This is a genomic window from Pseudomonas sp. WS 5146 (genome assembly GCF_012985495.1).
Lineage (GTDB): Bacteria > Pseudomonadota > Gammaproteobacteria > Pseudomonadales > Pseudomonadaceae > Aquipseudomonas > Aquipseudomonas edaphica.
Genome location: NZ_JAAQWL010000003.1, coordinates 349,436 through 375,667, shown reverse-complemented (window position 1 = coordinate 375,667; position 26,232 = coordinate 349,436). Strand labels below are relative to the sequence as shown.

Sequence of the window (26,232 nt, the reverse complement as noted above, 5' to 3'; positions counted from 1 at the left end):
TTGCCCTGCGCTGGGCTGCGCAGCGGCCCTAAAACCAAACACCGCGTTTTGCCTGGCAGAACGCGGTGTTTTTTATTGGGGCTGCTTCGCAGCCCAGCGCAGGGCAAGCCTGCTCGCCACAACAAGCCGGCTAGCCGCGGGGGCTTAGAACACCACGCCTTGGCTGCGCAGGTAGTCGTCATAGGTGCCGCTGAAGTCGATCACGCCGGTGGCGCTCAACTCGATGATGCGGGTGGCCAGGGACGATACGAACTCACGGTCGTGGCTGACGAAGATCAGCGTGCCCGGGTAGTTTTCCAGCGCCAGGTTCAGCGCTTCGATGGATTCCATGTCCAAGTGGTTGGTGGGTTCGTCCATGATCAGCACGTTCGGCTTTTGCAGGATCAGCTTGCCGAACAGCATGCGGCCTTGCTCACCACCGGAAATCACCTTCACCGACTTCTGGATCTCGTCGTTGGAGAACAGCATGCGGCCCAGGGTGCCACGGATCATCTGCTCGCCTTGGGTCCACTGGCCCATCCAGTCGAACAGGGTGACGTCGTCTTCGAAGTCATGGGCGTGGTCCTGAGCGTAGTAGCCCAGCTCCGCGGCGTCGGTCCACTTGATGCTGCCGGCGTCCGGGGTCAGTTCGTTGACCAGGGTGCGCAGCAGGGTGGTCTTGCCGATACCGTTCGGGCCGATGATCGCCACGCGCTCGCCGGCTTCAACCTGGAAGCTGAAGTCCTTGAACAGAGGCTTGCCGTCGAAGCCCTTGGCCATTTTTTCGACCATCACAGCCTGGCGGTGCAGCTTCTTGTTCTGCTCGAAACGGATGAACGGGCTCACACGGCTCGACGGCTTGACCTCGGCCAGCTGGATCTTGTCGATCGCCTTGGCGCGGGACGTGGCTTGCTTGGCTTTCGAGGCGTTGGCCGAGAAGCGGCTGACGAAGGATTGCAGTTCGGAGATCTGCGCCTTCTTCTTGGCGTTGTCCGACAGCAGCTGCTCGCGGGACTGGGTCGCCACGGTCATGTACTCGTCGTAGTTGCCCGGGAACAGGCGCAGCTCGCCGTAGTCCAGGTCAGCCATGTGGGTGCACACGCTGTTCAGGAAGTGACGGTCGTGAGAGATGATGATCATCAGGCTGGAACGCTGGGTCAGGATGTTTTCCAGCCAGCGGATGGTGTTGATGTCCAAGTGGTTGGTCGGTTCGTCGAGCAACAGCACTTCAGGGTCGGAGAACAGCGCCTGGGCCAGCAATACGCGCAGTTTCCAGCCTGGCGAGACTTCGCTCATCGGGCCAAAGTGCTGCTCCAGCGGAATACCCAGGCCCAGCAGCAGTTCACCGGCGCGGGATTCGGCGGTGTAGCCGTCCATTTCGGCGAATTCGGTTTCGAGCTCGGCAACGGCCATGCCGTCTTCTTCGCTCATTTCCGGCAGCGAGTAGATGCGGTCACGCTCAGCCTTGACCCGCCACAGCTCTTCGTGGCCCATGATCACGGTGTCGAGTACGGTGAATTCTTCGTAGGCGAACTGGTCCTGGCGCAGTTTACCCAGGCGCACGTTTGGCTCCAGCATGACCTGGCCGCCGGACGGCTCGAGGTCGCCGCCGAGGATTTTCATGAAGGTCGACTTGCCGCAACCGTTGGCACCGATCAAACCATAACGGTTGCCGGCGCCGAATTTGACCGAGACGTTCTCGAAGAGCGGCTTGGCGCCGAACTGCATGGTGATGTTAGCTGTGGAGATCAATTACTTTACCTATCAATGAGTTGCGAGCGTGGCGGCAGGAGCCTTCAGGCATGCGTCAACAGCGACATCAAGGCGCGAAACCCGGTCGCTGAGCAGAAAATTTTGGCTGTGTGTTGGAATTTGGCGCGCATTGTCGCATATGTCAGGCGACAGTTGTATGGCAGGCGAACGATGGTTTCTCCAGAGTCTCCGGCATCGCCAGCCATAACAGCGCCAAGGCCACGGCCGCCACGCCGGCCAGGGTCAGGAATGCCGCGTTGTAGCCGGCCTGTTGCACCACGAAACCGGCCAGGCTGCTACTCAACGCCGCACCCAGGCCAAACACCGTGGACAGCGCGCCGAGGCTCACATTAAAACGCCCGGTGCCCTGGGTCAGGTCCTTGACGATCACCGGGAACAGCGCGCCAAAGATCCCCGCGCCGATGCCGTCGAGCATCTGTACCGCCACCAGCCAGTAAGGATCACTGGACAAGGTGTAGAGCACGCCGCGCAGTGGCAGGATCAGGAAACCTGCGAGCAGCAGCGGTTTGCGACCCCACACATCGGCCTTGAACCCCACCAGCCAGGCCATCGGCACCATCACCAACTGCGCGGCGACGATGCACGCCGAGGTCAGCGGCGTAGCCATTTGCAAGTTGATCTGCGCAAGCTTCTGGCTGACCAACGGCAGCATCGCCGCATTGGCCAGGTGGAAGAGGGCGCAGCAGATGGCGAATACCAGCAGCGGCCGGTTGGCCAGCAGGACTTTCACACCGGACGGTTGTTCGTGATCGCTGTGGTGGGCCGGGTCAAAGCCCCTGGCGACTTCATAGTCAATCGCCTTGGCCGACACACAGCTCACGGCCACGATACTGGCCAGCGCCATAAAGGCCATCAAGTAAAACACCACCACCGGGCCGTACAGGTACGCCAGGCCGCCGGCCAGCAGCGCTGCCACAGCATTGCCAGCGTGATTGAAGGTTTCGTTGCGCCCCGTTCGGCGAGTGAAGGCGCGTGGCCCGGTAATTCCGAGGGAAATGGCCGATATGGCCGGTGCAAACACCGAGGCGGCCACGGCACTGGCGGCCTGGGTCAAGGCCACCCAACTGAAGGCGCTGACAAATGGCAGCATCAGGCAACTGATGGTCACCAGGATGGCAGCCGCCGCAATCACCGCGCGCTTGCTGCGTGTGCGGTCGATCAGCGCACCCGCCGGGCCTTGGGTGACCAGTGCGGCGATGCCCGCCAGGGTCATGACCACTCCGATGCTGGCCGGGTCCCATTTGTGCACGGCCAGCAGGTAAATCGCCAGGTAAGGCCCGAGGCCGTCGCGCACATCGGCCAGGAAAAAATTGAGGCTGTCCAGGGACAAGGTATTACGCAAGTCAGAGTGATTGGCCACGGCGTTGTCTTCGCAAAGGGTGTTCAGGGGCTGGACACTCATTGGGCTAGTGACCCGTGGGCCTGAACAGAAGTTTCGCTGCCGCTGAGGGTTTCATCTGACGGGCGTTTGGATTATTTTCCGTAGCCCGCTGAAATGACTCCCTGGAGACGCAATGGACATGCCCTCAGCCCAACAGGCAATCGCCGATAATAAGGCCGCCTGGGACGCCTCTGCCGCGCTGCACAAAGATACTGCGACCTGGAACACCTTGCTGCAATCAGTCGTTGAGCCGGCTTTTTCCTGCCTCGACCCCACCATCACCGCGTTGTTGCAAACCGTCGGCGTTGCCGGCAAGTCGGTGGTGCAAGTCGGCTGTAACAACGGGCGTGAAAGCCTGTCGCTGTTTGGCCTGGGCGCGCGTGAGGTGGTGGGTGTCGATCAATCGACAGCCTTTCTGGCGCAAGCTCGGGAGTTGGCTGATATTTCCCCGCATAACCCGCAATTCATCGAAGCCGATATCCATCACCTGCCTGAGCGTTTGCTTGGCCGGTTCGATATTGCCTTGGTGACGATTGGCGTACTCGGCTGGATGCCGGATGTGGCGCTGTTTATGCAACATGTGGCCAGTACCCTCAAGCCCGGCGGCACCCTGGTGATCTACGAGACTCACCCTTTCCTGGAAGTCTTCGACCCTCAGGCCAGCAACCCGTTTTTGCCCGACAGCTCGTATTTTCAACGCGATCCGTTCGTGTTGCAGGCGTCAATTGTGTATGAAGGGCTGACAGAGGTGCCTGGGCCGACGTCCTACTGGTACGTTCACACCCTGGGCAGCGTCGTCACCGCGGCGATTGCGGCGCACTTGCAGATCGAGCATCTGCAGGAGTATCCGCACTCCAACCGCGAGGAGCTGTATGACCAGTACGAGCACCAGTCGGCCCAATTGCCGTTGTGTTTCACCCTGACGGCCATCAAGCGCGCCGTTTGAGTGGGTTTTTCGCGCTCAAAAAAAGGCCCGCGACAGAAGAGGCGGGCCAAGTGATTCACTGGAGTAGGTGGCCTTACGCTAAAGGCCAGGAAGTAAACACCGTGTGAAAAGCATGTCGGCGTTTCGGATGGCATGCGGTTTTCAGGTGCGGCGCACGAAGGTGCGCATGGTTTGCCCTGGCCCGGTGCTGAAGACCGTTGGGCGGGGCATGCCTTCATCCGCTGCGATAAACACAAAATTATCGCCTTCGAGGCGATAACTGGCGGGTAACGCTTTGCCGGCGTCATCGCCCATGGAATCTACCCAGGTAATACGTTTGGGCGTGGTGCTGCTGTCCAGGGAAAACCGGCCAGCCAGCAATACGTTGCCAGCGACGGTTCGGACTTCGAACTGATCACCCTCAATCGTGGTAATGGCGCCTGGCGCGCTGTGTGCGTCCGCAGGGTTGAGTACGCCGCTGTCTTCCAGGGAAGTCTGCTCCCAGGCGCCCTGAAGCGCGGTGAAGTCCGAGTCTGGTTGAAGTTTCATGCAAGTTCCTTTTGCTGGAGATTGATTGGCGCGATGATAACTGAAAGGGGATTGAACCTGGTTGGGTGCCGAGTTTTTTGTGGGTTGCCAGCGCAACCGCCTGCGCTGTAAATAGCCTCACTCTGGGCTTGCATCCAGGCAGGCGCACGTGAGTCCTACGCGTTGCGTAGACAGCTTTTCACAATTCTTAGTTAACCTTTGGTTACAAACTGTGGCTAAATAAAGGTCTAAGGCGTGGTTTAGGAAGTGACTCGTCCGGCCAGCCGCCACTATGTAATCGTGATTTCAGGTGCTGCTTATTTATCCTCGGCCGTTGTGGGCATGCAGGAGCAGCCTGTTCTCTTCTAACTTGTGACGAATCCCTTGAAACTCATCATTGTTGTTCTCTACGTTGCCTCCATTGCGTATGTTCACCTGCGTGGCAGAGTGCGACACAAGCTGGGTCGCCAGCTTAGCGATCACTCGACGTTCCTTGCGCCGATCAACTGTTTCCTCTACTTGTTTTCCAGGCAGCCAAGCCGTCCGTTTCTGTCGCCCAGCGACTTTCCGGACCTGAGCCCGCTGCAGGAGCACTGGGAGGAAATCCGCCAGGAAGGTCAGAACCTGATGCGCGCGGGCGAGATCAAGCGCTCGGACCAATACAATGACGTGGGTTTCAACTCGTTTTTCAAGTCGGGCTGGAAGCGCTTTTACCTTAAGTGGTACGGCGACAGTCACCCTTCGGCGATGAAGCTGTGCCCGCGTACCACTGAGCTGGTGCAAGGCATTGGCTCGATCAAGGCGGCGATGTTTGCCGAGTTGCCGCCGGGCTCCAAGCTGGTGCGCCACCGTGACCCGTATGCAGGCTCTTATCGTTACCACCTGGGCTTGGACACGCCGAACGATCCGGGTTGCTACATCAATGTGGATGGCGAGAGTTACTACTGGCGGGACGGTGAGCCGGTGATGTTTGACGAGACTTACATTCACTACGCGGAAAACACTACGCAGCAGAACCGCATCATTCTGTTCTGTGACATTGAGCGCCCGATGAAGTACCGCTGGGCGGCGGCGTTTAACCGTTGGTTCAGTCGTAATGTAATGGCGGCTGCGGGTTCGCCTAATGATGAGGGTGACAAGACCGGTGGTTTGAACCGCGCGTTTACGCGGTTGTACAAGATTCGTTTGCGTGGCAAGGAACTGAAAAAGCGTAATCGTGCGCGGTATTACCTGGAAAAATGGGCGATTTTCGCTGGGTTGGCGCTAATTTTTATCCTGATCTGATCTGATCTGATCTGATCTGATCTACCTGCTGCTCCAAGTGTGGGAGCTGGCTCGACAAGCCAGCCCCCACATTTGATCGCGTGTAGCTCTGCTGTTGCCAAGGTGAACCGCCGTCAGGGCGCAACCCTTAGCCGCCGTTACCCCGATAACGGATATGCACTCATCCGCCACACTCAAACTCCCCCGCAAATGTTATTCACGACCTGTTCACTCGATAAACGACACCCCCTCAAACATACCCATTGAACGACTGTTCAGTTTGCACTATGTTGACCGCATCCACCCGTTTGCACACAACCGGGTTCGCGCTTTTTCTTCTTGAACGAGAGGCTCTGGCATGCGGCTTTCCCCCTTCGTCGAACGAATTGCAGGGCAGGGCGTCGCCGCCTGGGACATCCACCACGCCGCGTTCCAGGCTGCCAGCCAGGGCGAAGACATCATCATCCTCAGCGTCGGCGACCCCGATTTCGCCACGCCGGCCTTCATCACCGAAGCCGCAGTCAGCGCGTTGCACAGCGGTGACACGCACTACACCGAAATCCCCGGCCGCGCCGCCCTGCGCGAGGCTGTGGCGGCGCGCTACAGCAAGACCCTGGCACGCTCGCTAAACGCCGACAACGTGATCATCGTGCCCGGCGCACAGAATGCGTTGTTCATCAGTTCCCTGTGCCTGCTGCAAGCCGGTGATGAAGTGCTGGTGCTCGACCCGATGTACGTCACCTACGAAGCCACGCTCAAAGCCAGCGGCGCCACCCTGGTGCGCGTACCGTGCTCGCCGGAGTCCGGGTTTCGCCTGGATGCACAACGCCTGGCTGCCGCCATCACCCCGCGCAGCCGTGCCATCTTCTTCTCCAACCCCAATAACCCCACCGGCGTGGTGCTCAACCCGCAGGAGCTGCAAGCGATAGCCGACCTGGCCACCGCCCACGACCTGTGGGTGGTGGTGGATGAGGTCTACGAAAGCTTGGTGTTTGACGGCCAATACCACAGCCTCGCCGCGTTACCCGGCATGGCCGAGCGCTGCATCGTGATTGGCAGCCTGTCCAAATCCCACGCCATGACCGGCTGGCGAACCGGCTGGTTGATCGCCTCGCCGGAAATGATCGCCCACGCCGAAACCCTGGTGCTGAGCATGCTCTATGGCTTGCCGGGTTTTGTGATGGAAGCCGCCACAGCAGCCGTGCTGGCCCATGACGAAGTGACGGTGGGCATGCGCGACATCTACCGGCGCCGCCGTGACTTGGTCGTGGCCGGCCTGAGTGCGTGCCCCGGCATCAAGGTACAGGCGCCGCAAGCCGGGATGTTTGTGCTGGTAGACGTGCGCGGCACGGGTTTGGGCTCATTGGATTTTGCCTGGCGCCTGTTCCGCGAGGCGGGTGTTTCGGTGCTGGATGCCGCGGCGTTTGGCGAGCCGGCGCAAGGGTTTGTGCGGTTGTCGTTCACCTTGGGCGAAGCCCGCCTGGCCGAAGCCTGCCAGCGTATCGCCAGGTTCGTCGCCAAGCTTGCCGGCGAGCCGCGTGTGGCGCCGACGCCTGAGATCGACGTGCTGCTGCCTGTCGAAGCGCGCAAGATGATTGAGGTGATCGACCTGCACAAGCGCTTCGGCAATATCGAAGTGCTCAAAGGCATCTCGCTCACGGCCAACGAAGGTGAGGTGATTTCGCTGATCGGCGCCAGCGGCTCAGGCAAAAGCACCTTGCTGCGCTGCATCAACATGCTTGAAGTGCCCGACCAGGGCAGCATCCATGTCGACGGTGAAAGCATCAAGCTCAACTACGGCATGCCCGGCGCGCCGCTGGTCGCCGATGCCAAGCAATTGGTACGCATCCGCTCGACCCTGGGCATGGTGTTCCAGAACTTCAACCTGTGGCCGCACCGCACCGTCCTCGAAAACCTTATCGAAGCGCCCACCCAGGTACTGCGCGAAAGCCGTGCCGAGGCCATCGAGCGCGCCGAAGCCTTGCTCGACCGCGTTGGCCTGGCCGCCAAACGCAATGAATTCCCGGCGTTCCTGTCCGGCGGCCAACAGCAGCGTGTGGCGATTGCCCGCGCGTTGGCCATGCGCCCCAAAGTCATGCTGTTCGACGAACCCACCTCAGCCCTCGACCCCGAACTGGTGGGCGAAGTGCTGCGTGTGATCCGCTCCCTGGCCGAAGAAGGCCGCACCATGATCCTGGTCACCCATGAAATGGCCTTCGCCCGGGATGTGTCCTCCAAAGTGGCTTTTCTGCACCAAGGCTTGATCGAAGAAACCGGCACGCCGGACGCGGTGTTCCTCGACCCACGCAGTGAGCGTTGCCGACAGTTCGTCAACGCGCATCAAACTCGCTAACTCCAGAAAAAGACGGGGCAAATCATGAAATGCAAACGCATGGCAACGTGGTTGGGCAGTGCAGTGTTGATGTTGACCGCAGGTTTTACCCTGGCGGCAGAAAAACCCATCGTGTTCGCGGTGGCGGCCGAACCCTATCCGCCGTTCACCGTAAAAGGCGGTAACGGCCAGTGGTCGGGCTTTGAAGTGGACCTGATCCACAAGCTGTGTGAAGGCATGAAAGCCGAATGTCAGATCAAGGAAGTGGCGTGGGACGGCATCATTCCGTCGTTGCTGGCGAAGAAAATCGACGTGATTTTCTCCTCGATGTCGGTCACCGATGAACGTGAAAAACAAATCGCCTTCAGCCGCGCCTATTACGATTCACTGCTGGGCGTGGCAGGCCCCAAAGGCGCTACGGTGGACATCACCCCCGAAGGCCTCAAGGGCAAGTTGATCGGCGTGCAGATCTCCACGGTCAGCGCCAACTACCTGAAGAAGTACTACGAAAACATCGCTGACCTCAAGTACTACGACACCCAGGAATCGGCGAATGCCGACCTGATCGCCGGGCGTATCGACTACATGATGGCCGACGACACCGCCATCGCCATGATGGTCAAGACCCCGGAAGCCAGCGGCCTGGCGCATATCGCCAGCGTGCCCTACGACCCGATCATCGGGCGTGGCGTCGGCGCTGGTTTGCGCAAGGAAGACACCGCGCTCAAGGCACGCCTGGACAAAGCCATCGGCGAACTGCTGGTGAGCAAGGACTATGACGACTTGTCCCAGCACTATTTCGGCCTGTCGGTCAGCCCGTGCAAGCGCGGTGACACGCCGGCCTTTGTGAGCAAGACCTGTGACAGCCCCTATCAGCAAATCGCCCAGAAGACCGAATAATGCTCGATCTCCTCAGCTTTGGTGACCAAGGATGGGGCAACGCACTGCTCAAAGGGTTATGGATGACCCTGCAAATCTCCGTTGGCGCGTTTGCCGTGGGCTTGCTGATCGGCCTGGTGGTGGCCTGCGCCAAGCTCAGCGCGCCGCGCCCGATTGCGCTGCTGATGCGCGGTTACACCACGGTGTTTCGCGCGGTGCCGGAACTGCTGCTGATCCTGCTGCTGTATTACGCAGGCGCCATGGGCCTCAACGCGTTGATGCTGTGGCTGGGTTTTGCCCAGGTCAACATCAGCGGGCCGTTGGTGGCGATCCTGGTATTAGGGCTGGTACAGGGCGCCTATGCGTCAGAGATTTTCCGCGCGGCGATCCTGGCGATTCCCCACGGCCAGATCGAAGCGGCGCGGGCCTTTGGCTTGAGCGGCTTTGGCCTGTTTCGCCGGGTGACCTTGCCGATCATGGCGCCGTATGCGCTGGCGGGGATGTCCAACCTGTGGATCAACTTGATCAAGGACAGTGCCTTGATCAGCGTGGTCGGTACCAATGAGCTGCTGTACACCGCCAAGCAGGCGGCGGGTTCCACCCGTCATTACTTGCTGTTCTACCTCACGGCCGCCGTCTTGTATTACCTGGTGACGCTGGCTTCCAACTACCTGTCCGGACGCCTGGAACGACGTATTCGTCGCTGGATGCCGGTTGTCGAGTGAGGCGCGCATGCCTGAGTGGATAAGTTACTACGCCGGGCTGATCGCCAAGGGCTTGCAGACCACCTTGTCATTGCTGTTGATCAGCGCCGTGCTGGGTTTTGCCCTCGCGGTGCTGGTGGCTCTGGCGCGGTTATCACGGCGCAAATGGCTGGCGCGCGGTGCGCTGGCCTACACCAGTGTGCTGCGCGGTACACCGCTGCTGATCCAGATCTACATTTTCTACTACGGCCTGGGCAGCCTGTTTGCCCAGTTCCCGATGATCCGCGGCAGTTTTTTGTGGCCGTTCCTGCGTGACGGCTACTGGTACATCGTGTTCGCCCTGGTGTTGTCGGTGGGCGCCTACGTCGGTGAAGTGATTCGCGGTGGCCTGCTGGCGGTGCCCAAGGGCGAGATGGAAGCCGCTTCGGCATTTGGCATGACCCCGCGCCAGGCCCTGCTGCGGGTGCGCTTGCCACGGGCGATGCGTCTGCTGTTGCCGACCTTGGCCGGTGAGACGGTGATGCTGCTCAAATCCACCGCGCTGGCATCGACCATCGCCGTGGTCGACCTGCTGGGCGCGGCTAACGTCGTACGTGCGCAGACCTTGCAGATCTATCAACCCTTATTGTTGGTGGCCGGTGTTTACCTGTGCCTGACCTTCCTCATCGAGGGCGTCTACGCCATCGCCGAACGGCGCGGCACGCCGCTGCGCAGGTCGGCGGGATGAAACAGGACCGCGCGCTGCAAGGGATAGCCCTGTGCTCATTGGCCTACGCGTTTCTGGCGTTGCAGGACGCGGTGATCAAATGGCTGGTGGCCGATTATTCGGTGTTCAGCATTCTGTTCTGGCGCAGCCTGGTGGTGGTCGGTGCGTGCGTGATCGCCGGGCGCATGGGCTTGTTGCGTCGGGTGTGGAGCTCGGTGAGCCGCAAGCTGCTGATCATTCGTGGGCTGCTCTCGCTGCTGGCGTGGTTGCTGTATTACACCGCCGCCAAGGACCTGACCCTGGCGGAAATGACCACCTTGTATTTCTCCGCGCCGGTCATGGTCACGCTGCTGGCCGCGCTGATCCTCAAGGAACGTGCCAGCCGTGGGCAATGGGTGGCGCTGATCATCGGGTTTGTGGGTGTGGTGATCGCCTGTCGCCCCAGCAACATGCTCGATCCAGTGCCTATCGCGCTGACCCTGGCGGCCGCGTTGTGCTGGGCGTTCACCTATATCCAGCTGCGCCAGGTCGACCCGGCAACCTCGGTGCTGGAGCAGATGCTGATCACCAATGTGGTGTTCGTGGTTTGTATTGCGCTGACCTTGCCCTGGACCCACACGCCAGCGCCGACCCCCGCCTGGTTGGGGATGCTGGCCGCAGGTCTGGTCGGCGGCATAGGTCAGTTCCTGTTGTTTGCGAGTTTCCGCCGGGCCACGGCGACCTTGCTGGCGCCGTTCGAATACACCGGGTTGATCTGGGCGTTTTTGCTTTCGAGCCTGATCTGGGGCACGTCAATGGATGTGTCGCTGATCATCGGCGCCGTGTTGATCGCGGTCAGCGGCACCCTGGCCATGCTCAGCGCCCGCCACTCGGAATCACAAGATGTGGTCGGCGCCGAATGCTCCGTAACGCAACCCCTGTACCCAGCAACGACAGATGTGCAGCCCGTTGGCGGGGCTGAAAGTACCGGGGTTCAGACACCCCTCGAGCCAGAGCCCGTCGAGCATCGCCGATAGGCCAATGGCGGCCAGGTGGCTGTCGTGGATCAGCAGGTTTTCGCTGCGGGCCAGGTCGTCCAGCAGCTGTTGGATCAGCGCCAGGTAGGCGCGGTAGCTGTTTTCGTGGGACTGGTTTACGTGGGGCGAGTGGCGGATCAGGCTCCAGAACACCACCCACACGCCGAGCAGGTCGGGGTCCATCACCCGTGGCGAAAACGACGCGCTAAGAAACGCGTCCAGGCGCGCAGCGGCGCCTTCGGCCAGCTCGACTTGCGCCCATAACGCGCTGGTCAGCTCATTGGCGAGCTTGTGGTAAGTCTCGGCGATCAACGCGTCGATGCTGCCGAAATGGTGGTTGAGCAAACCCACCGAAACGCCGGCTTCGGCGGCAATGCGGCGCACGGAAATCCCGGCGTGGCCGTCACGGGCCAGGCAGGTAAGGGTCGCGGCAACCAATAAGTCGCGGCGTTCATCGGGGTCGGCGCGGCGCAGTTTGGGAGGGTCGATGGTCACGGGCATGCCTTTGATAAAAGACCAGGGTGCTCAGGTTAATTGAACGTGTGTTCAATCTCTAGCGATTAAATGATCAGAGGAGGGCAAGGCATGGCAAAAGACCTTTCGTGGCAGGTGCCAGGTGATGCCGGCAACACACTGCACATCGGCGCCTGGCGCTTTGAAGGCGACGGCAGTGGCCCCAAGGTGCACCTGCAAGCGGGTGTACACGCCGATGAAATCGCCGGAATGCTGGTGCTGCACCAACTGCTGCCGCGCTTGCAGGCGTGTCAGGCCCAGGGCCGCCTGCGCGGCAGTGTGACCGTGGTGCCCCAGGCCAACCCCTTTGGCATTGGCCAGTTTCGCCAGGGCAAATTGCTCGGGCGTTTCCATGAGGCCACCGGGCAAAACTTCAACCGTGCGTTCGATCATTCCCTGGCCATGGAACGCCCCGCGAGCAACCTGGCGCACTGGCAAAAAAGTTTAGTGCAGTTGGCGTCCGACGCCGATCTGGTGCTGGACCTGCATACCGACGATGAGGCCTTGCTGTACCTTTATATTCATCGCAGTTTCTGGCCTGAACAAGGCCTGGCACTGGCGGCCGCGTTGCAGGTCGAGGTGGTGATTGTCTGGGATGAAGGCGGTGACGGCTCTTTTGAAGAAACCATCATCAACCATGGCGCGCCGCGCTTGGCCGCGACTGTCGAATTGCGCGGGCAGGCCGATGTCAGCGATGCGCTCGCGCAACAAGACGCCGACGGGCTGTGGGCGTGGCTGTGCATCAATGGGGTGATTGATGAAGTCGCCACGATCAGCGAATGGCAGGGCGAGGTGGTGGACATGGGCTGCATGGAAACCGTCCTCGCGCCCTGTGCCGGTGTGCTGGTGTTTGAAAAAAGCCTGGGTGACCTGGTTGAAGAGGGCGAGCGTTTCGCGCGCATTATAGGCTGCCCTGGCGACCCGTCTTCGGAAGTGTTTTTGCAGGCAGCGCAAACCGGCCGCATGGTGACACGCCACCGTGAGCGCCGGGTGGCCCAGGGGGCGGTGGTGGCCAAATTCACCGGCACACGGTTGTCGGACAGCTACAGCGGCGGTGTGCTGGACCCTTAGATCCCCAGACCTACACATAACCCTTGTGGGCGCGGGCTTGCTCGCGAAAGCGGAGTATCTAGAGAAGGACGTGTAGACTGACCCACCGCATTCGCGAGCAAACCCGCTCCCACAATTTACCCTCGTAATCGGCAACCAGGTCGCCTTCGATCAATGGATAAGTGGGCTATACCTACAGTTCAGGGCCATCGACGATGACTGCCAGGGAGTTCAATGATGAAATCAAGGCTAATGATCAGCACGCTGTGCGTTGCTATCGCAATGCTCGGCTGTGCCAGCAAGGTAACGCAACCGGACGAATATTCAGGCTTTCTCGCGGATTACAGCCACCTCAAAGAGGCGAAGTCGCCTTCAGGGGCCGAGGTGATGCGCTGGGTTGATCCCGAGCTGAGTCTGAATAACTTCACGGCGGTGTTCATCGAACCGACGCAGTTTTACCCCAAGCCCCAAGCTACTGCGAAAATTCCCGACAGCACCCTCAACGGCATCAACACCTATTACAACCAGGCGCTCAAGCGTGAGCTGGCCAAATCGCTGCCGCTGGCCAACGCGCCAGGCCCAGGTGTGATCGTGGTGCGCGCGGCCATTACCGCCGTCAGCAGCAAGACCGAAAGTCTCAAGCCCTACGAGTATGTCCCTGTGGCGCTGGTGGCTGCTGCAGTGAGCACCGGCACCGGCATTCGTGACCAGGAAACCACCCTGGGCACTGAAGCGCAGTTCCTCGACGGTGGCAGCGGCAAAGTAATTGCCCAGGTGGTGCGCAAAGGCACCGGCAAGCCGTTGTCCAACGACTCGCAGGTGATGAAGGCCGATGACGTAAAAAGCGTGATTGACGGCTGGGCGTCGGACTTGCATCAGTCCTTTGTGAAGCTCAAAAAGCCCTGACTACTAACTGTGGCAAGGGCGCAAGCACCCTTGTTGGCCTGATGTCTTCAGGCGCGTGCCCGCCCTTGCGCACGGGCACGCTGCTTTCACCCGAGCATTATTTAAGCGGTGTCAGTGGCGGCAGCTTCCATTGGCCATTCCCCACCTCAGGCTTGGGCAGGTAAATCCGCAGTACGGCGTAAAACGGACCGGGCGGGGCCGGCAACCAGTTGCTCTGTTCGGCCTTTGGCGGCTCGTGATGCTGTAAGGCCAAGGTCAGGCCACCGTCGGCGTCCAGTTTGAGGTTGGGCAGCATCGCTGAGTTGATCAGGTAGCGCTTCTTGAGGTTGGGCGCCAGCAGCTTGGTTTTGGCGTCGTACATGGTCAGCGACCAGAACGCTTCGGCCGGTGGCAGTTGGTCCTTGGCAAAGTGCACGGTGTAGCTGTGGCGTGCGCCGTTGACCGGTTTGCCTTCGCTGTCGACGAAGTAGCTCATGTAGATGGCTTCGTCGGTGGAGTTGCCGAAAATCCCCATGTTTGCGCCGGCATAGCGGTACAGGTAGTTGTTTTTCAGGCGGTCACGGCTGCCGAACAGGTCGCTGCTGGTGACTTGGTGAGTGTCGATTTTGTCTTTCTTGAACGCGGCGAACTCAGCGCGGCCATCGGCAATCCCATCTTCCAGGGCTTTGCGCTGTTCAGCGGTCAGGTCTTTGACCTTGAAGGGCGCGCCGGGGGCGATGCCGATCCTGGCAAAGCGCGTCATCAGGTCTTTCTCGCTGTCCTGAGGCGCGGCAAAGGCCAGCATGAAGTTGAGGTAGCGAAACAGCTGCGGGCCTTCGGTCATGGTTGCCATGGGTTTGGGCCATTCGATCTTCGCTACTTTGGCCGGCGCAGGCTGTTTCACGTAGGCACTCAGCGGCTGCACTTTGTAGCCATTCTGGATCTGCTTGACCTTGTTCAAGTCCTTTTCATCAAACAGCTGCGTGCGGTAAAGCGCATAGGCAATGTTGCTTTCGCTGTAGATCACGCGATCGACGTCGACAGGTTGCTGACCTTTCCAGTCCGGCCCGGCGATCATGTAGTGGCCACCATTGTTGCCGGTGCTGCGGGTGCCCAGGTAGGCGATGTTCTGGGTGTATAGATCGATCAACTGTACCGAGTAGTAACGGTTGTCTTCAATCTTGGGCAGGGTCAGCACCAACGGCTCTTTGCGCAGGTCCATCCACACGAAAGAGTAGGGTGTGTCCGAGTTCGGGGTGACGAATGCGGTGTCCCTGGGTGTGAACACCTGGGCGGTGTTGCCGATATGATTGAACGGTGCCTTGTAGTTGGCACCGCCTTTATCAACGGCCTGGGTGTAGAGCGTCTTGTACATCTCCACTACCGGGTAGCCATACAGGTAGGCTTCCTTGGCAATGGCCCGGGCTTCAGTCGGGGTCGCCGTGAAATCGGCCCAGGCGCCGGTGCTCATGAGTATCGAGAGGCTCGCCAACAGCAGGCGCGTCGGTTTTCCAATCATGTTGTTGCGTCCTTCCTGAGTGCTTTTTAGAGGGCGTGGGATCAAAGCCCAGAGTTTCCTGTTTTATTGGCCGAACGTCACGTTAATCCCTGCAAACAACGTGAACTGAGTGACTCCGTCGGCCTTGCGTGCCACTGTCCATGGCGGTTCGACAAAAGCGCCAAGGATATGACTGCCGGCTTTCCAGGCCGTGCCCGTGCCCAGTCGATGGGAATGTAGTGGATGTGGGGGTGTTCACGGTTTTGAGTGCCGCAGTTGTGGGCATTGCCTGTGAGGCAGTGCCCTCAAGCGGCAGGCAACATCGATTTGACCTTGTCACGCAGTTGATCAATGGAGAACGGCTTGGCAATTACCTGCATACCTGCGGGTACGTCGATGTTTTCGGCATAGCCGCTGGCGAACAGGATCGGCAGGCTAGGGCGAAGCACGCGTACTTGGGTGGCCAGATCCTTGCCGCTCATGCCTGGCAGGCCCATATCGGTCATCATCAGGTCGATATGCTGATCGGCATCTTCAGCCATCTTGAGGGCCTGTTCGGCATCGGCAGCCTCAAACACCGAGAACTCCAACTCTTCGAGTACATCGACGATCAGCATGCGCACGATGGCGTCGTCTTCGACTACAAGGATGGTGGAGGGGGCAGCGCACATAGGGGGAATTCCTGAAAAATGGAAGGGCAGGTGTCTGTCGGTTGTAAGACCGTTCTCTACTGAGTCACGGCCATCTCGGCAAGTTCCATTGGTGGGGCATTGTGAAGGGAAAGGGGGCAAATGTCGCGTGGCATGGAGGCGGTGTGCTGAGCGGGCAATGCGTCAATGACACGCTACAAGCGGGCCATTGACACCAGGGGGTCAAGCGAAAGTCAAAGTGTGGTGTTAAACAGGGCATACGGTTTGTTGTAGGGCACCGTCATAACAAAGTCTCCATCACTGAATTCGCTGATGTGGTACTCCGGCACACCTTTGGTCACCGCCACGGGATCAAGGGTGCCCGCCGTCTTCCCGCTGTTCAAGGAGACTTCCAAGCCTTTTCGCATTGAGGCTTCATTTGGAAAAGTTGCAAGACCGAAGTTTGGATTAAAGAAAAACCATTCCTTCTGGTTGTTTTTATCGAGCGTGACGCCTGCCAGAAGCCCATGGTTCTGGGTGCTGATCTTCAGGAGCGTGGGAGGGCTTGCGGTACTTAAACGCGCAGCAACGTCGGTATACGGCACTTGGCTGACGCGTTGAATACCGTGAAACTGTTCGCGGAGCACCTGATGCATTTCGTTCAGCTCTTTGCGAAAGGCCCGAACCTTGGTGTCGTTAGCATTCCTGGCGGCTTTGAAAAAGTTATTGATGAAGGCGTCCCTGCGGTTGTTAAGAATGGCCAGCGCCATCGTATTCACCAGGGCTGCACACTCACCATTGGACGCCAGGTCAGTTTGGCTGAGATAGAAGTTCTGCGGCATGATGTAGGCCTTGCCACCTTCGGCCAGTACTTCCGCTTCAAACGTCTTGAAGCTCTCAAGACTCTGGATCGCCATGCGCTTTTCTATCTCTTTGGCCAATGTGCCGATGGCTTCGGGATTCCCGGCCTTGCTGACGGCCAAGCTTTTTATCTGCGAGACCCTCATGCTCGAGTGATAGCCCGGGATATCGTCGACAACCCCGGAAAGACCTCGAGCGTAAGCAACTGGGTTGCTTTGTTGCGCTGCCTGTAAGGCTTGCCTGAACTGATCTCCGGTTGCCTTTGGTACGGGAGCGACATAAGTGGCCAGCCAATCTATGAAGTTGTTGTTTATTTCACCATTGGCCGCGACGGTTACAGGTTTGAAATCGGTGAGCCCGGTACCATACGGTTGTTGCGTGCCAGGGTTATAGCTATACCACTTGCCCTTTTGAAACACCGCCGCCTCTTCAACAGCCCGCCCTGCACGTTTGAAGGTCCCCGTCGCCACTATGCCGTGGGTATTACTGGCTGCCTTGAGCGCGCTGATAGCATCGGCACCTTTGGACAACAGGTAATTGCCGCCTTTACCCAATAGCTTGAGGCCTCCAACCGCCAAATCACCCAAACCACTCACGGGGTTGAGCAGGCCGAGCGTGGAGGCGCCGATAATCTGGACGGCCTTTAACCCCTTGGCACCCGTGGAAAGAGCCGAGCCGCCTATCTTGATCAATTTTCCTGCGGTGGCGGCACCGGCACTCAGGAACCCGAAGATATCCAGTGTCAGGTCGAATATTCCATCGCCATAGTTGCCGTTCTGAAAGTTGATGACGGCTGATCTGAAAGGAATCAGATTTAACAGGAAATTACTCAGTGGTTTTGGCCCGCCCTGCAATGTATCCAGGGTAGTCTGGCCGCGCGCCAGTTCTTTTATCGCGGGGTCGTCGAGTTCAAGGTGTTCGGCAAATACTGTGCCTATGCGATGGGAGCGCTCGCTATTGAAGCTATCCAAGGGGCCGTCCTTTACCGGTTGCTCCGTGCTCAGACGACTGTCTGCCCCCTCGAGCTTGACCTGATTGACGGTAAATACCCTGTTGGCAATCATTGGCTTGGGTTGCGTGATCCTGGACAGCGGCACCTCTTCAATCGTGCCGCGGTTCAGGTCGATTTCGTAGGTAGTTATCTGCCCCTCCAGCTCAACCTTGACCAACAGTTCCGGTTGATTTTTATCTGGCGTGCTGCCCCAGAAGCCGGTCGACAGCCTGGATGTGCGTTCATAAAAAAACTCGAGCTTCCCGAAATCGAATTTTTCTCGGTCCTCTAAGAGAAGTTGGGAGATCATGTGCTGAACGGTCGTAGCGACCGCGTCCTTTTTATCAGCGATTGCGCGTGCAAATTGCTGATCGAACGCCTCCTGGACGCCAAACCTTGGGTTACTGTTCAAGGCTTCCAATGGGATACGCGGGTCAGTTGACATAAAGGGGCGCGGATTCGGCATGTCCATCATGGCGATGTCCAATAGCGAATGCATGCCGCCCAGCCCGACTTGACCAGGCTCCCCGCGATACGGGTCTGTACCGAGCACCTTCAAGTCGAAAAGCGCTCCGAGGTCGCCAAATCGCTCGATGAGCTTGGTCCGCGCAATACCTTCTCGCGTGGGTAGTGCTTTGTCCAATGTCTGGCTGGCAACCAACCGCTTGCTGACTTGTCTGTTGAATTCATCCTTGAGGGTATTGAGTCGTTCGGGGCTATAGCTGTCCTCTGCATTTGCAACGAATACACCGTTGGCGACTCCCCAATCCACCAGTGCGCGGGTCTGAGCGTGCGCATTCGCAGCCGATGGTGCACATTTTTGTGCATCGCACATGACCTCGGCAAAGGTCATATTGGCGACGGTACCTGGCCGCTCGGCTTCGATAGCCGCGGCCGCAACCGTCAGGTTGAACCACGCCACGCTGCCGATTTTTACACTGTCGGGAATATCTTTAATCAGAAACTGCGGCGCTACCCTGGACAGCAACAGATGGGTAGCGAGTTTGACCGTGCTGGAATTGGCGCGGCCATTTTTCTCAAGATGACGGCTCAAACACGCGGTAACCTCTGAGGGTCGCTGCCCCCAGTGATCAGGGGCATGCAAAGGCCATTCGGCGATTTTGTTGCGCTCAGGTGCCCTGAGTGAATCCGGGTCGAGCCCCAGGTGAATCGCCGCTAATACGTAGTCGTAGAGGCTGTTGTCCGTGGCCGCGCCCTGCAGGTGGGCCTGCAAAGCCAGGCCGAGTGCTCGGGCCTTAGGCGAGTCGAGCAGCTTTTGTATCGTCACGGTCGGGTCTTGCAAGTCGCTTTGGCTCACCGAACTGCCGCTCAGCAGATAGGTCAGTACGCCATTGCCATGGGGTGGCAACGGCAAACCTGGCAAACCTGTTGTGTCGGATTTGAGGAAGGCGCGAATGCTGTGCTGGTCCGCCTTCGCCATGGGCATTGGCCAGGTGAGAGCGCCACCGAAATCACCCAGGGGATGCTGTAAGGCCTTTTGCTCCAGTTTCTGCGCGAGTGCCGCCATCTCATCGACCGTGCGCGGCAGTTCAAAACCCAAGTGCGTGATCACTGTCGCCAGGGTTTGCGCTGCCGGCTGCACGTGGGCGTACGCCGAGTCTTTATGGGGCGTCAGACGACTATTGTTCAACCCGAATGAGACATTGTCCGGAGTAACGGGCTTGCCATACGTCCGGGTATCAATGCCGCGCAGTTGCTCGGCCAGGTTGCGCAGGTTCTGCTGGTCTGCCAGTTGTGTGCGCAAGGTGGCGGGGGCAGGTGTTTGAACCACGCGTGGGGAATCCGAGGCGGTTGTAGTGAACGTGTGTGAAGCGTCTTGCGCAACCGGCGCGGGAGCTTCGACGACAAAGGCGCTGGGGTTGTCTGCCAGTGTGCGGGTAGGGGCGGTTATGCTCATTGGGGGTACCTTGGGGGGCAAAAAAGACGCCTTCCAAAAGATCTTCCGTGTTCGTGAGGCGCTGTCCTGAGTGCCGCAACCCTTCACCTACGTTCCGCCGCATCTGTATGCACGTATGTAAGGGGTCTGATGAAACCGGCCCGAATTGGCGTGTAACTCACTCGCAGCCTGTAGGCCAGCGCTTCAAAACAACGCACAAACATAGCCTTGCCCCCTGATATTCGGGCAAACTCCCCCTTTTTCCGCACTTGGCCAAGGCATGCCCATGACTCCCGCGTCGTCCGTCGATGAAAAGAGCTTCCGTACCCTGTTGAGCCGAAACGTCGCGTTACCCTTGGGCGTCGGCGTGCTCAGCGCGGTGTTTTTCGTCTGCCTGATCACTTATTTGCTGTCGGTTATCCAGTGGGTGGAGCACACCGACCGGGTTATCAATAACCTCAATGAGTCATCCAAGCTGACGGTGGACCTGGAAACCGGCCTGCGTGGCTTTCTGATCACTGGCGACGAGCATTTCCTCGACCCTTACGAAGTGGCCAAGCCCCGCATCATTGGTGACCTGCGCAACCTGCAGGAGCTGGTGGCGGACAACCCACAGCAGGTCGACCGCCTCAAGCGTCTGGAGTCGATGCAATACGAGTGGAACAAGTACGCCCAATCGATGATCGACTTGCAGCGCAGCAGTGGCGATTACCGCGGGGCGGTGCAGGCCGGCCGCGGCAAGAGCCTGACCGACGCGATTCGCAACGAATACACGGATGCGGTGGCGATGGAGCAAGCGTTCCGTGTCACGCGCAATGCCGATGTCACCCGCACCACGATCATCAGCGTGACCTTGTACCTGGCCTTCGTGCTTGGACTGAGCGGTTTTCTGGCCTACATCGGTAGAAAGAATTTACTCGCATTGTCAGAGAGTTACAGCGCAAACCTCGCGTCACAACAGAAGATCGCCCGGCGCCTGGAGCAACAGGCCTGGCTGCGTAACGGCCAGACCGAACTGGCCGAACAGGTGCTCGGCCAACTGACGCTGAACATGCTTGGGCGCAATATCCTGCAGTTTTTCGCCCAATACATGGGCTCGGCGGTAGCGGCGCTGTATGTGCGCGAAGAGCACGGCGGCCTCAAGCGCGTGGCCACCTATGGGTTTTCCCGCGAGCAGGAGCAAAAAGAGCAGGCGATCTACAGCGACGAAGGCATCGTCGGGCAGGCCGCCCAGCTTGATCGCCTGATTCGCCTGGATGATGTGCCGGTGGATTACTTCAAGGTCAGTTCCGGCCTGGGCGAAGGTTCGACCCGCAGCGTACTGGTGGTACCGACCAGCGACGATGATCGCGTCAACGGCGTGATCGAACTCGGCTTCCTGCGCCCGTTGGATGATCGTGACGTCGAGCTGCTGGAGCTGATTGCCGGCAATATCGGCACCTCCATCGAAGCGGCGCGCTATCGCCAACGCCTGCAGGAAGTGCTGGCCGAAACCCAGCAGCTCAACGAAGAGCTGCAAGTGCAGCAGGAAGAACTCAAAACCGCCAACGAAGAGCTCGAAGAACAGTCACGTATCCTCAAGGAGTCCCAGGCCCATCTGGAAACCCAGCAGGCTGAGCTTGAGCAGACCAACGAGCAACTGGCCGAACAGACCCAGACTCTGGCCGAACAGCGCGACGCCATGGATCGCAAGAACGTCGAGTTGAACAAGGCTCAACTGGAACTGGAAGACCGTGCCGACGAGCTGCAGCGCTCCAGCAAGTACAAGTCCGAATTCCTCGCCAACATGTCTCACGAGCTGCGCACGCCGCTCAACAGCTCGTTGATTCTGGCCAAATTGCTCGCCGAGAACCCGCAGGAAAACCTCAGCACCGAGCAGGTCAAGTTTGCCGAGTCGATCTATTCGGCGGGCAACGACCTGTTGAACCTGATCAACGATATTCTGGACATTTCCAAGGTCGAAGCCGGCAAGCTGGAAATGCGCCCGGAAAACTCCAGCGTGGCGCGCCTGGTCGATGGCCTGCGCGGGATGTTCGAGCCGCTGGCGGCTGACCGCAAGCTGGGCTTCCAGGTGGACATTCAAGCGGATGCGCCGCCGATGCTGTTCACCGACCGCCAGCGCCTGGAGCAGATCCTCAAGAACCTGCTGTCCAACGCGGTCAAGTTTACCGAGCAGGGTGATGTCAGCCTGTCGGTATCCCGTGCACCAGGGGAGGGCGTAGCCTTTACCGTGCGCGACTCGGGCATTGGCATCGCGCCAGACCAGCAGGAAAGTATCTTCGAAGCCTTCCGCCAGGCCGATGGCACCACCAACCGCCGTTACGGCGGCACCGGACTGGGCCTGTCGATCTCCCGTGATCTGGCGACCTTGCTCGGCGGCTATATCAGCGTGACCAGCGAACCGGGCAAGGGCAGCGTATTCACCCTGGTACTGCCGGAGCAATATGTAGAGCGCGATGAAGGTGCCGCGCCGATCGAGCCGCCGCGCCAAGTGGTGGCGGCACCTGCACCCAAGCCCATCGCGATCTCACCGCTGCCGGTGGCCGATGCCAAGCAGATTCCGCGCTTTGCCGACGACCGCGACAAGGCACCGTTCGCTACCCGCTGCATCCTGGTGGTGGAAGATGAACCCAATTTCGCCCGCATCCTTTACGACCTGGCCCACGAACTGGGCTACAACTGCCTGGTCGCCCACGGCGCAGACGAAGGCTACAGTCTGGCCGAGGAGTACATCCCGGACGCGATTCTGCTGGACATGCGCCTGCCCGACCATTCCGGGCTGACCGTGTTGCAACGCCTCAAGGAGCACGCCAATACCCGCCACATTCCCGTGCATGTGATCTCCGTTGAAGACCGCGTCGAAGCCGCCATGCACATGGGCGCCATCGGTTATGCGGTGAAGCCGACCACCCGCGAAGAGCTCAAGGACGTGTTTGCGCGCCTGGAAGCCAAGCTGACCCAGAAGGTCAAGCGCGTGTTGCTGGTGGAGGACGATGACCTGCAGCGCGACAGCATTGCCCGCCTGATCGGCGACGATGACATCGAAATCACCGACGTCGGCTACGCGCAGGCCGCCTTGGACCTGCTGCGCACTAACGTCTACGACTGTATGATCATCGACCTCAAGCTGCCGGACATGCTCGGCAATGAGCTGCTCAAGCGCATGGCCACCGAGGATATCTGCTCGTTCCCGCCGGTGATCGTGTACACCGGGCGTAACCTGACCCGCGACGAAGAAGCCGAGCTGCGCAAGTATTCGCGCTCGATCATCATCAAAGGCGCGCGCTCACCTGAACGCTTGCTGGACGAAGTGACACTGTTTCTGCACAAAGTCGAATCCCAGCTGTCCCATGACCGCCAGAAGATGCTCAAGACCGCCCGCAGCCGCGACAAGGTCTTCGAGGGGCGCAAGATCCTGCTGGTCGACGACGATGTGCGCAACATCTTCGCCCTGACCAGTGCCCTGGAGCACAAAGGCGCGGTGGTGGTGATCGGGCGTAACGGTCATGAAGCCATCGACAAACTCAATGAAGTCGAGGACATCGACCTGGTGCTGATGGACGTAATGATGCCGGAGATGGACGGTTACGAGGCGACTGCCTTGATCCGCCAGGACCCACGCTGGAAGAAACTGCCGATTATTGCAGTGACGGCCAAAGCCATGAAGGATGATCAGGAGCGCTGCCTCGCGGCGGGCTCCAACGATTACCTGGCCAAGCCGATTGACCTGGACCGGCTGTTCTCGCTGATTCGCGTATGGCTGCCGAAGATGGAACGCATTTAAGTGGAGCAAGTTTTCTTGGAAAAAAGCAGCGACATTGAGCTGCGCCTGCTGATTGAGGCGATTTACCTCAAGTACAGCTACGACTTTCGCGACTATTCCGGCGCGTCCGTCAAGCGCCGCGTGGCCCACGCACTGCGCCAGTTCGATTGCGCGACCATTTCTGCGCTGCAGGAGCGGGTGTTGCATGATCCGACGGCGTTCATGCAGTTGCTGCAGTTTCTGACGATCCCGGTGAGCGAGATGTTTCGCGACCCGTCGCACTTTCTGGCGATTCGCCGGGAAGTGGTGCCGCTGCTCAAGACCTACCCGTCGATCAAAATCTGGATCGCCGGGTGCAGCACGGGCGAGGAGGTGTACTCCATGGCGATCCTGCTGCGCGAAGAGGGTTTGCTGGAGCGCACCATCATTTACGCCACGGACATCAACCCGGCGTCCCTGGACAAAGCCAAGCAAGGGATTTTCTCCCTGGAGAACGTGCGTGCGTACACTGCCAATTATCAGCAGGCGGGCGGCCAACGTTCATTTGCCGACTACTACACAGCGGCTTACGATTACGCGATCTTCGACAAGACGCTGCGCGAGAACGTAACCTTTGCCGATCACAGCCTGGCAACCGATAGCGTCTTCTCAGAAACTCAGTTAATTTCATGCCGTAACGTATTGATTTATTTCAATAAAAAGTTACAGGATCGAGCGTTTGGGTTGTTTCATGAATCGCTGTGCCATCGCGGCTTCCTGGTGCTGGGCAGTAAGGAAACCCTGGATTTCTCCGCCTACAGCAAGCAATTCGAACCCTTGGTCAAACAGGAACGGATCTACCGAAAATCATGAGCGAGGCCGCAACTAACCCGCCACGCGGGATTGAAGCCATCGTCGTCGGCGCCTCCGCCGGCGGTGTTGAGGCGTTGCTGACGATTTTTGGTACGTTGCCTGACACCTTCAGTTTGCCGATTATTGCCGTGTTGCACCTGCCGGATGAGCGCCGCAGCCAGCTGGCCGAAGTCTTTGCGCGGCGCCTGAGCATTCCGGTGCAAGAAGCACGCGACAAGGAAACGATTACGCCAGGCACCCTGTATTTCGCCGGCCCCGGCTATCACCTGTCGGTAGAAAGCGACCGTAGCCTGTCGATGAGCCAGGAAGACCGCGTGCACCATTCGCGGCCGGCAATCGATTACCTGTTCGCCTCGGCTGCCGACACCTACGGCAACAGCCTGCTGGCGATTCTGCTGACCGGCGCCAACCAGGATGGCGCGCGTGGCCTTGCCCACGTCAAAGACTCGGGAGGCACCACCATCGTCCAAGAGCCCACAGAAGCACGTATCGCCGTGATGCCCTTGGCGGCGCTGGCCTTGCACACACCTGATCATATTCTCACCTTGAGCCGGATTGGCTCACTGCTGGCTTCCCTGGAATCTTCCCCATGTTAAGTACTGTCCAGGCCAAACTGCTGATCGTCGACGATCTGCCGGAAAACCTGCTGGCCCTTGAGGCGCTGATCAAGCGCGAAGATCGGCAGGTTTTCAAGGCCTTGAGCGCTGACGAGGCCTTGTCACTGTTGCTGGAGCATGAGTTCGCCATGGCGATTCTCGATGTGCAGATGCCCGGCATGAACGGTTTCGAGCTGGCCGAACTGATGCGCGGCACCGAAAAGACCAAGAACATCCCGATTGTGTTCGTCAGCGCCGCCGGCCGCGAACTCAACTATGCCTTCAAAGGCTATGAAAGCGGTGCGGTGGATTTTTTGCACAAGCCGCTGGATATCCATGCGGTGAAAAGCAAGGTCAATGTGTTCGTCGACTTGTACCGCCAGAGCAAGGCCATGAAACAGCAGGTCGAAGCCCTGGAGCGCAGCCGCCGCGAGCAGGAGCTGCTGCTGACGCGCCTGCAGGCCACCCAGGCGGAGCTTGAGCAGGCCGTGCGCATGCGTGACGACTTCATGTCGATCGTCGCTCACGAAGTGCGCACACCGCTTAACGGGCTGATCCTGGAAACGCAGCTGCGCAAGATGCACCTGGCTCGGGATAACGCCGCCGCGTTTACCCTGGACAAGATGCACGCCATGGTTGACCGCGACGAGCGCCAGATCCAGAGCCTTATCCGCCTGATCGAGGACATGCTCGACGTGTCGCGCATCCGCACCGGCAAACTGTCGATTCGCCCGGCGCGCTTTGACCTGGCGCAACTGGTGCGCAACCTGGTGAAAAACTTCGCCCCGCAAGTGGCATCCGCCGGTTCTTCGATGCACCTGGTTGCCGATGAACCTGTGGAGGGCAATTGGGATGAGTTCCGTATTGAGCAAGTGGTCACCAACCTGCTCACCAACGCTTTGCGTTACGGTGCCAAAAGCCCAGTGGATGTGCGTGTGTACACCGAGCACGGTGAGGCGCGCGTCGAGGTGCGTGACCGTGGCATCGGCATCAGCGCAGACAACCAGAAGCGCATTTTCCAGCAATTCGAACGCGTTTCGGCCAGCCATGTAGCGGCAGGCCTGGGCTTGGGGCTGTTTATTTCCGAGCAGATCGTGACGGCCCATGGCGGCACCATCGAGGTGGAAAGCCAGATAGGCGAGGGCGCGTTGTTCAGGGTGTGCCTGCCACTTGGCGAGCCGCAATGAAATCAATCGTCGCCTCGACGCAAC

General features: G+C 59.4%; 19 protein-coding genes and 1 pseudogene. 13 read left to right on the top strand and 7 right to left on the bottom strand.

The window, feature by feature from the left end:
* Window positions 1-144: 144 nt before the first annotated feature.
* Both HBO41_RS10515 and HBO41_RS10510 read right to left on the bottom strand, forming a co-directional pair.
* Complete coding sequence (locus HBO41_RS10515; protein ID WP_074854431.1) at window positions 145-1,731, bottom strand: ABC-F family ATPase; 1,587 nt, start codon at window positions 1,729-1,731, stop codon at window positions 145-147.
* Between the two features lie 142 nt (window positions 1,732-1,873).
* On the bottom strand, window positions 1,874-3,112 hold the full coding sequence (locus tag HBO41_RS10510; protein WP_169986440.1) for an MFS transporter: 1,239 nt from the start codon (window positions 3,110-3,112) through the stop codon (window positions 1,874-1,876).
* 154 nt (window positions 3,113-3,266) lie between these two features.
* On the opposite strand from HBO41_RS10510, the gene HBO41_RS10505 reads away from it, so the two are divergent.
* Window positions 3,267-4,079, top strand: coding sequence for a bifunctional 2-polyprenyl-6-hydroxyphenol methylase/3-demethylubiquinol 3-O-methyltransferase UbiG (locus HBO41_RS10505; RefSeq protein WP_017138811.1), 813 nt, complete (start codon window positions 3,267-3,269; stop codon window positions 4,077-4,079).
* 141 nt (window positions 4,080-4,220) lie between these two features.
* On the opposite strand, the gene HBO41_RS10500 is transcribed toward HBO41_RS10505, so the two are convergent.
* Complete coding sequence (locus HBO41_RS10500; protein WP_169986121.1) at window positions 4,221-4,607, bottom strand: TIGR03067 domain-containing protein; 387 nt, start codon at window positions 4,605-4,607, stop codon at window positions 4,221-4,223.
* A gap of 363 nt (window positions 4,608-4,970) precedes the next feature.
* On the opposite strand from HBO41_RS10500, the gene lpxO reads away from it, so the two are divergent.
* The 6 genes from lpxO to HBO41_RS29480 all read left to right on the top strand — a co-directional run bounded on the left by lpxO (window position 4,971) and on the right by HBO41_RS29480 (window position 11,486).
* Entirely contained in the window at window positions 4,971-5,870 is a 900-nt protein-coding gene (lpxO, locus tag HBO41_RS10495; RefSeq protein ID WP_017138809.1) for a lipid A hydroxylase LpxO, read from the top strand.
* Window positions 5,871-6,207: 337 nt separating this feature from the next.
* Complete coding sequence (locus tag HBO41_RS29670) at window positions 6,208-8,202, top strand: aminotransferase class I/II-fold pyridoxal phosphate-dependent enzyme (RefSeq protein WP_169986120.1); 1,995 nt, start codon at window positions 6,208-6,210, stop codon at window positions 8,200-8,202.
* Between the two features lie 24 nt (window positions 8,203-8,226).
* Window positions 8,227-9,081, top strand: coding sequence for a transporter substrate-binding domain-containing protein (locus tag HBO41_RS10485; RefSeq protein ID WP_026013821.1), 855 nt, complete (start codon window positions 8,227-8,229; stop codon window positions 9,079-9,081).
* A complete protein-coding gene (locus HBO41_RS10480) occupies window positions 9,081-9,785 on the top strand; it encodes an ABC transporter permease (RefSeq protein WP_169986118.1) in 705 nt (234 codons plus the stop codon). The genes HBO41_RS10485 and HBO41_RS10480 overlap by 1 nt, the downstream gene beginning before the upstream one ends.
* 7 nt (window positions 9,786-9,792) lie before the next feature.
* Complete coding sequence (locus HBO41_RS10475) at window positions 9,793-10,491, top strand: ABC transporter permease (protein WP_017138806.1); 699 nt, start codon at window positions 9,793-9,795, stop codon at window positions 10,489-10,491.
* Entirely contained in the window at window positions 10,488-11,486 is a 999-nt protein-coding gene (locus HBO41_RS29480; RefSeq protein ID WP_262380272.1) for a DMT family transporter, read from the top strand. The genes HBO41_RS10475 and HBO41_RS29480 overlap by 4 nt, the downstream gene beginning before the upstream one ends.
* Here the strand turns inward: HBO41_RS29480 and HBO41_RS10470 are convergent.
* A pseudogene (locus HBO41_RS10470) lies at window positions 11,442-11,987 on the bottom strand (TetR/AcrR family transcriptional regulator); the annotation flags it as partial. The gene HBO41_RS29480 and the pseudogene HBO41_RS10470 overlap by 45 nt on opposite strands.
* Before the next feature lie 84 nt (window positions 11,988-12,071).
* Here HBO41_RS10470 and HBO41_RS10465 point away from each other — a divergent pair.
* Together HBO41_RS10465 and HBO41_RS10460 are read left to right on the top strand one after the other, a co-directional pair.
* A complete protein-coding gene (locus HBO41_RS10465) occupies window positions 12,072-13,070 on the top strand; it encodes a succinylglutamate desuccinylase/aspartoacylase family protein (protein WP_169986116.1) in 999 nt (332 codons plus the stop codon).
* Window positions 13,071-13,286: 216 nt separating this feature from the next.
* Window positions 13,287-13,955 carry a DUF3313 domain-containing protein gene (locus HBO41_RS10460; RefSeq protein ID WP_099549737.1) on the top strand — a complete coding sequence of 223 codons (669 nt, stop codon included), beginning with the start codon at window positions 13,287-13,289 and terminating at the stop codon, window positions 13,953-13,955.
* Window positions 13,956-14,052: 97 nt separating this feature from the next.
* On the opposite strand, the gene HBO41_RS10455 is transcribed toward HBO41_RS10460, so the two are convergent.
* The 3 genes from HBO41_RS10455 to HBO41_RS10445 form a co-directional block, all read right to left on the bottom strand.
* Complete coding sequence (locus HBO41_RS10455; protein ID WP_017138799.1) at window positions 14,053-15,453, bottom strand: DUF1254 domain-containing protein; 1,401 nt, start codon at window positions 15,451-15,453, stop codon at window positions 14,053-14,055.
* 284 nt (window positions 15,454-15,737) lie between these two features.
* Window positions 15,738-16,103, bottom strand: coding sequence for a response regulator (locus HBO41_RS10450; RefSeq protein WP_017138798.1), 366 nt, complete (start codon window positions 16,101-16,103; stop codon window positions 15,738-15,740).
* 212 nt (window positions 16,104-16,315) lie between these two features.
* A complete protein-coding gene (locus HBO41_RS10445) occupies window positions 16,316-19,831 on the bottom strand; it encodes a hypothetical protein (protein WP_169986114.1) in 3,516 nt (1,171 codons plus the stop codon).
* Window positions 19,832-20,096: 265 nt separating this feature from the next.
* Here HBO41_RS10445 and HBO41_RS10440 point away from each other — a divergent pair, with 265 nt between their 5' ends.
* Genes HBO41_RS10440 through HBO41_RS10425 form a run of 4 tightly spaced genes read left to right on the top strand, consistent with a single transcriptional unit; the run spans window position 20,097 to window position 26,208 of the window.
* Entirely contained in the window at window positions 20,097-23,594 is a 3,498-nt protein-coding gene (locus HBO41_RS10440; protein ID WP_169986112.1) for a response regulator, read from the top strand.
* Window positions 23,595-24,425 carry a protein-glutamate O-methyltransferase CheR gene (locus HBO41_RS10435; RefSeq protein WP_017138795.1) on the top strand — a complete coding sequence of 277 codons (831 nt, stop codon included), beginning with the start codon at window positions 23,595-23,597 and terminating at the stop codon, window positions 24,423-24,425. It begins immediately after the preceding gene.
* Window positions 24,422-25,021, top strand: a complete 600-nt coding sequence (locus tag HBO41_RS10430) for a chemotaxis protein CheB (protein WP_017138794.1) — start codon at window positions 24,422-24,424, stop codon at window positions 25,019-25,021. The genes HBO41_RS10435 and HBO41_RS10430 overlap by 4 nt, the downstream gene beginning before the upstream one ends.
* Window positions 25,015-26,208, top strand: a complete 1,194-nt coding sequence (locus HBO41_RS10425) for a hybrid sensor histidine kinase/response regulator (RefSeq protein WP_017138793.1) — start codon at window positions 25,015-25,017, stop codon at window positions 26,206-26,208. The genes HBO41_RS10430 and HBO41_RS10425 overlap by 7 nt, the downstream gene beginning before the upstream one ends.
* Window positions 26,209-26,232 lie beyond the last annotated feature (24 nt).

What these genes read in the sequence shown, in the direction of transcription:
- HBO41_RS10445 (WP_169986114.1), bottom strand. Translation starts at nt 19,831, where the DNA reads ATGAGCATAACCGCCCCTACCCGCACACTGGCAGACAACCCCAGCGCC.
- HBO41_RS29480 (WP_262380272.1), top strand. Translation starts at nt 10,488, where the DNA reads ATGAAACAGGACCGCGCGCTGCAAGGGATAGCCCTGTGCTCATTGGCC.
- HBO41_RS10455 (WP_017138799.1), bottom strand. Translation starts at nt 15,453, where the DNA reads ATGATTGGAAAACCGACGCGCCTGCTGTTGGCGAGCCTCTCGATACTC.
- HBO41_RS10425 (WP_017138793.1), top strand. Translation starts at nt 25,015, where the DNA reads ATGTTAAGTACTGTCCAGGCCAAACTGCTGATCGTCGACGATCTGCCG.
- HBO41_RS10430 (WP_017138794.1), top strand. Translation starts at nt 24,422, where the DNA reads ATGAGCGAGGCCGCAACTAACCCGCCACGCGGGATTGAAGCCATCGTC.
- HBO41_RS10450 (WP_017138798.1), bottom strand. Translation starts at nt 16,103, where the DNA reads ATGTGCGCTGCCCCCTCCACCATCCTTGTAGTCGAAGACGACGCCATC.
- HBO41_RS10505 (WP_017138811.1), top strand. Translation starts at nt 3,267, where the DNA reads ATGGACATGCCCTCAGCCCAACAGGCAATCGCCGATAATAAGGCCGCC.
- HBO41_RS10485 (WP_026013821.1), top strand. Translation starts at nt 8,227, where the DNA reads ATGAAATGCAAACGCATGGCAACGTGGTTGGGCAGTGCAGTGTTGATG.
- HBO41_RS10500 (WP_169986121.1), bottom strand. Translation starts at nt 4,607, where the DNA reads ATGAAACTTCAACCAGACTCGGACTTCACCGCGCTTCAGGGCGCCTGG.
- HBO41_RS10480 (WP_169986118.1), top strand. Translation starts at nt 9,081, where the DNA reads ATGCTCGATCTCCTCAGCTTTGGTGACCAAGGATGGGGCAACGCACTG.
- HBO41_RS10465 (WP_169986116.1), top strand. Translation starts at nt 12,072, where the DNA reads ATGGCAAAAGACCTTTCGTGGCAGGTGCCAGGTGATGCCGGCAACACA.
- HBO41_RS10440 (WP_169986112.1), top strand. Translation starts at nt 20,097, where the DNA reads ATGACTCCCGCGTCGTCCGTCGATGAAAAGAGCTTCCGTACCCTGTTG.
- HBO41_RS10475 (WP_017138806.1), top strand. Translation starts at nt 9,793, where the DNA reads ATGCCTGAGTGGATAAGTTACTACGCCGGGCTGATCGCCAAGGGCTTG.
- HBO41_RS10460 (WP_099549737.1), top strand. Translation starts at nt 13,287, where the DNA reads ATGAAATCAAGGCTAATGATCAGCACGCTGTGCGTTGCTATCGCAATG.
- HBO41_RS29670 (WP_169986120.1), top strand. Translation starts at nt 6,208, where the DNA reads ATGCGGCTTTCCCCCTTCGTCGAACGAATTGCAGGGCAGGGCGTCGCC.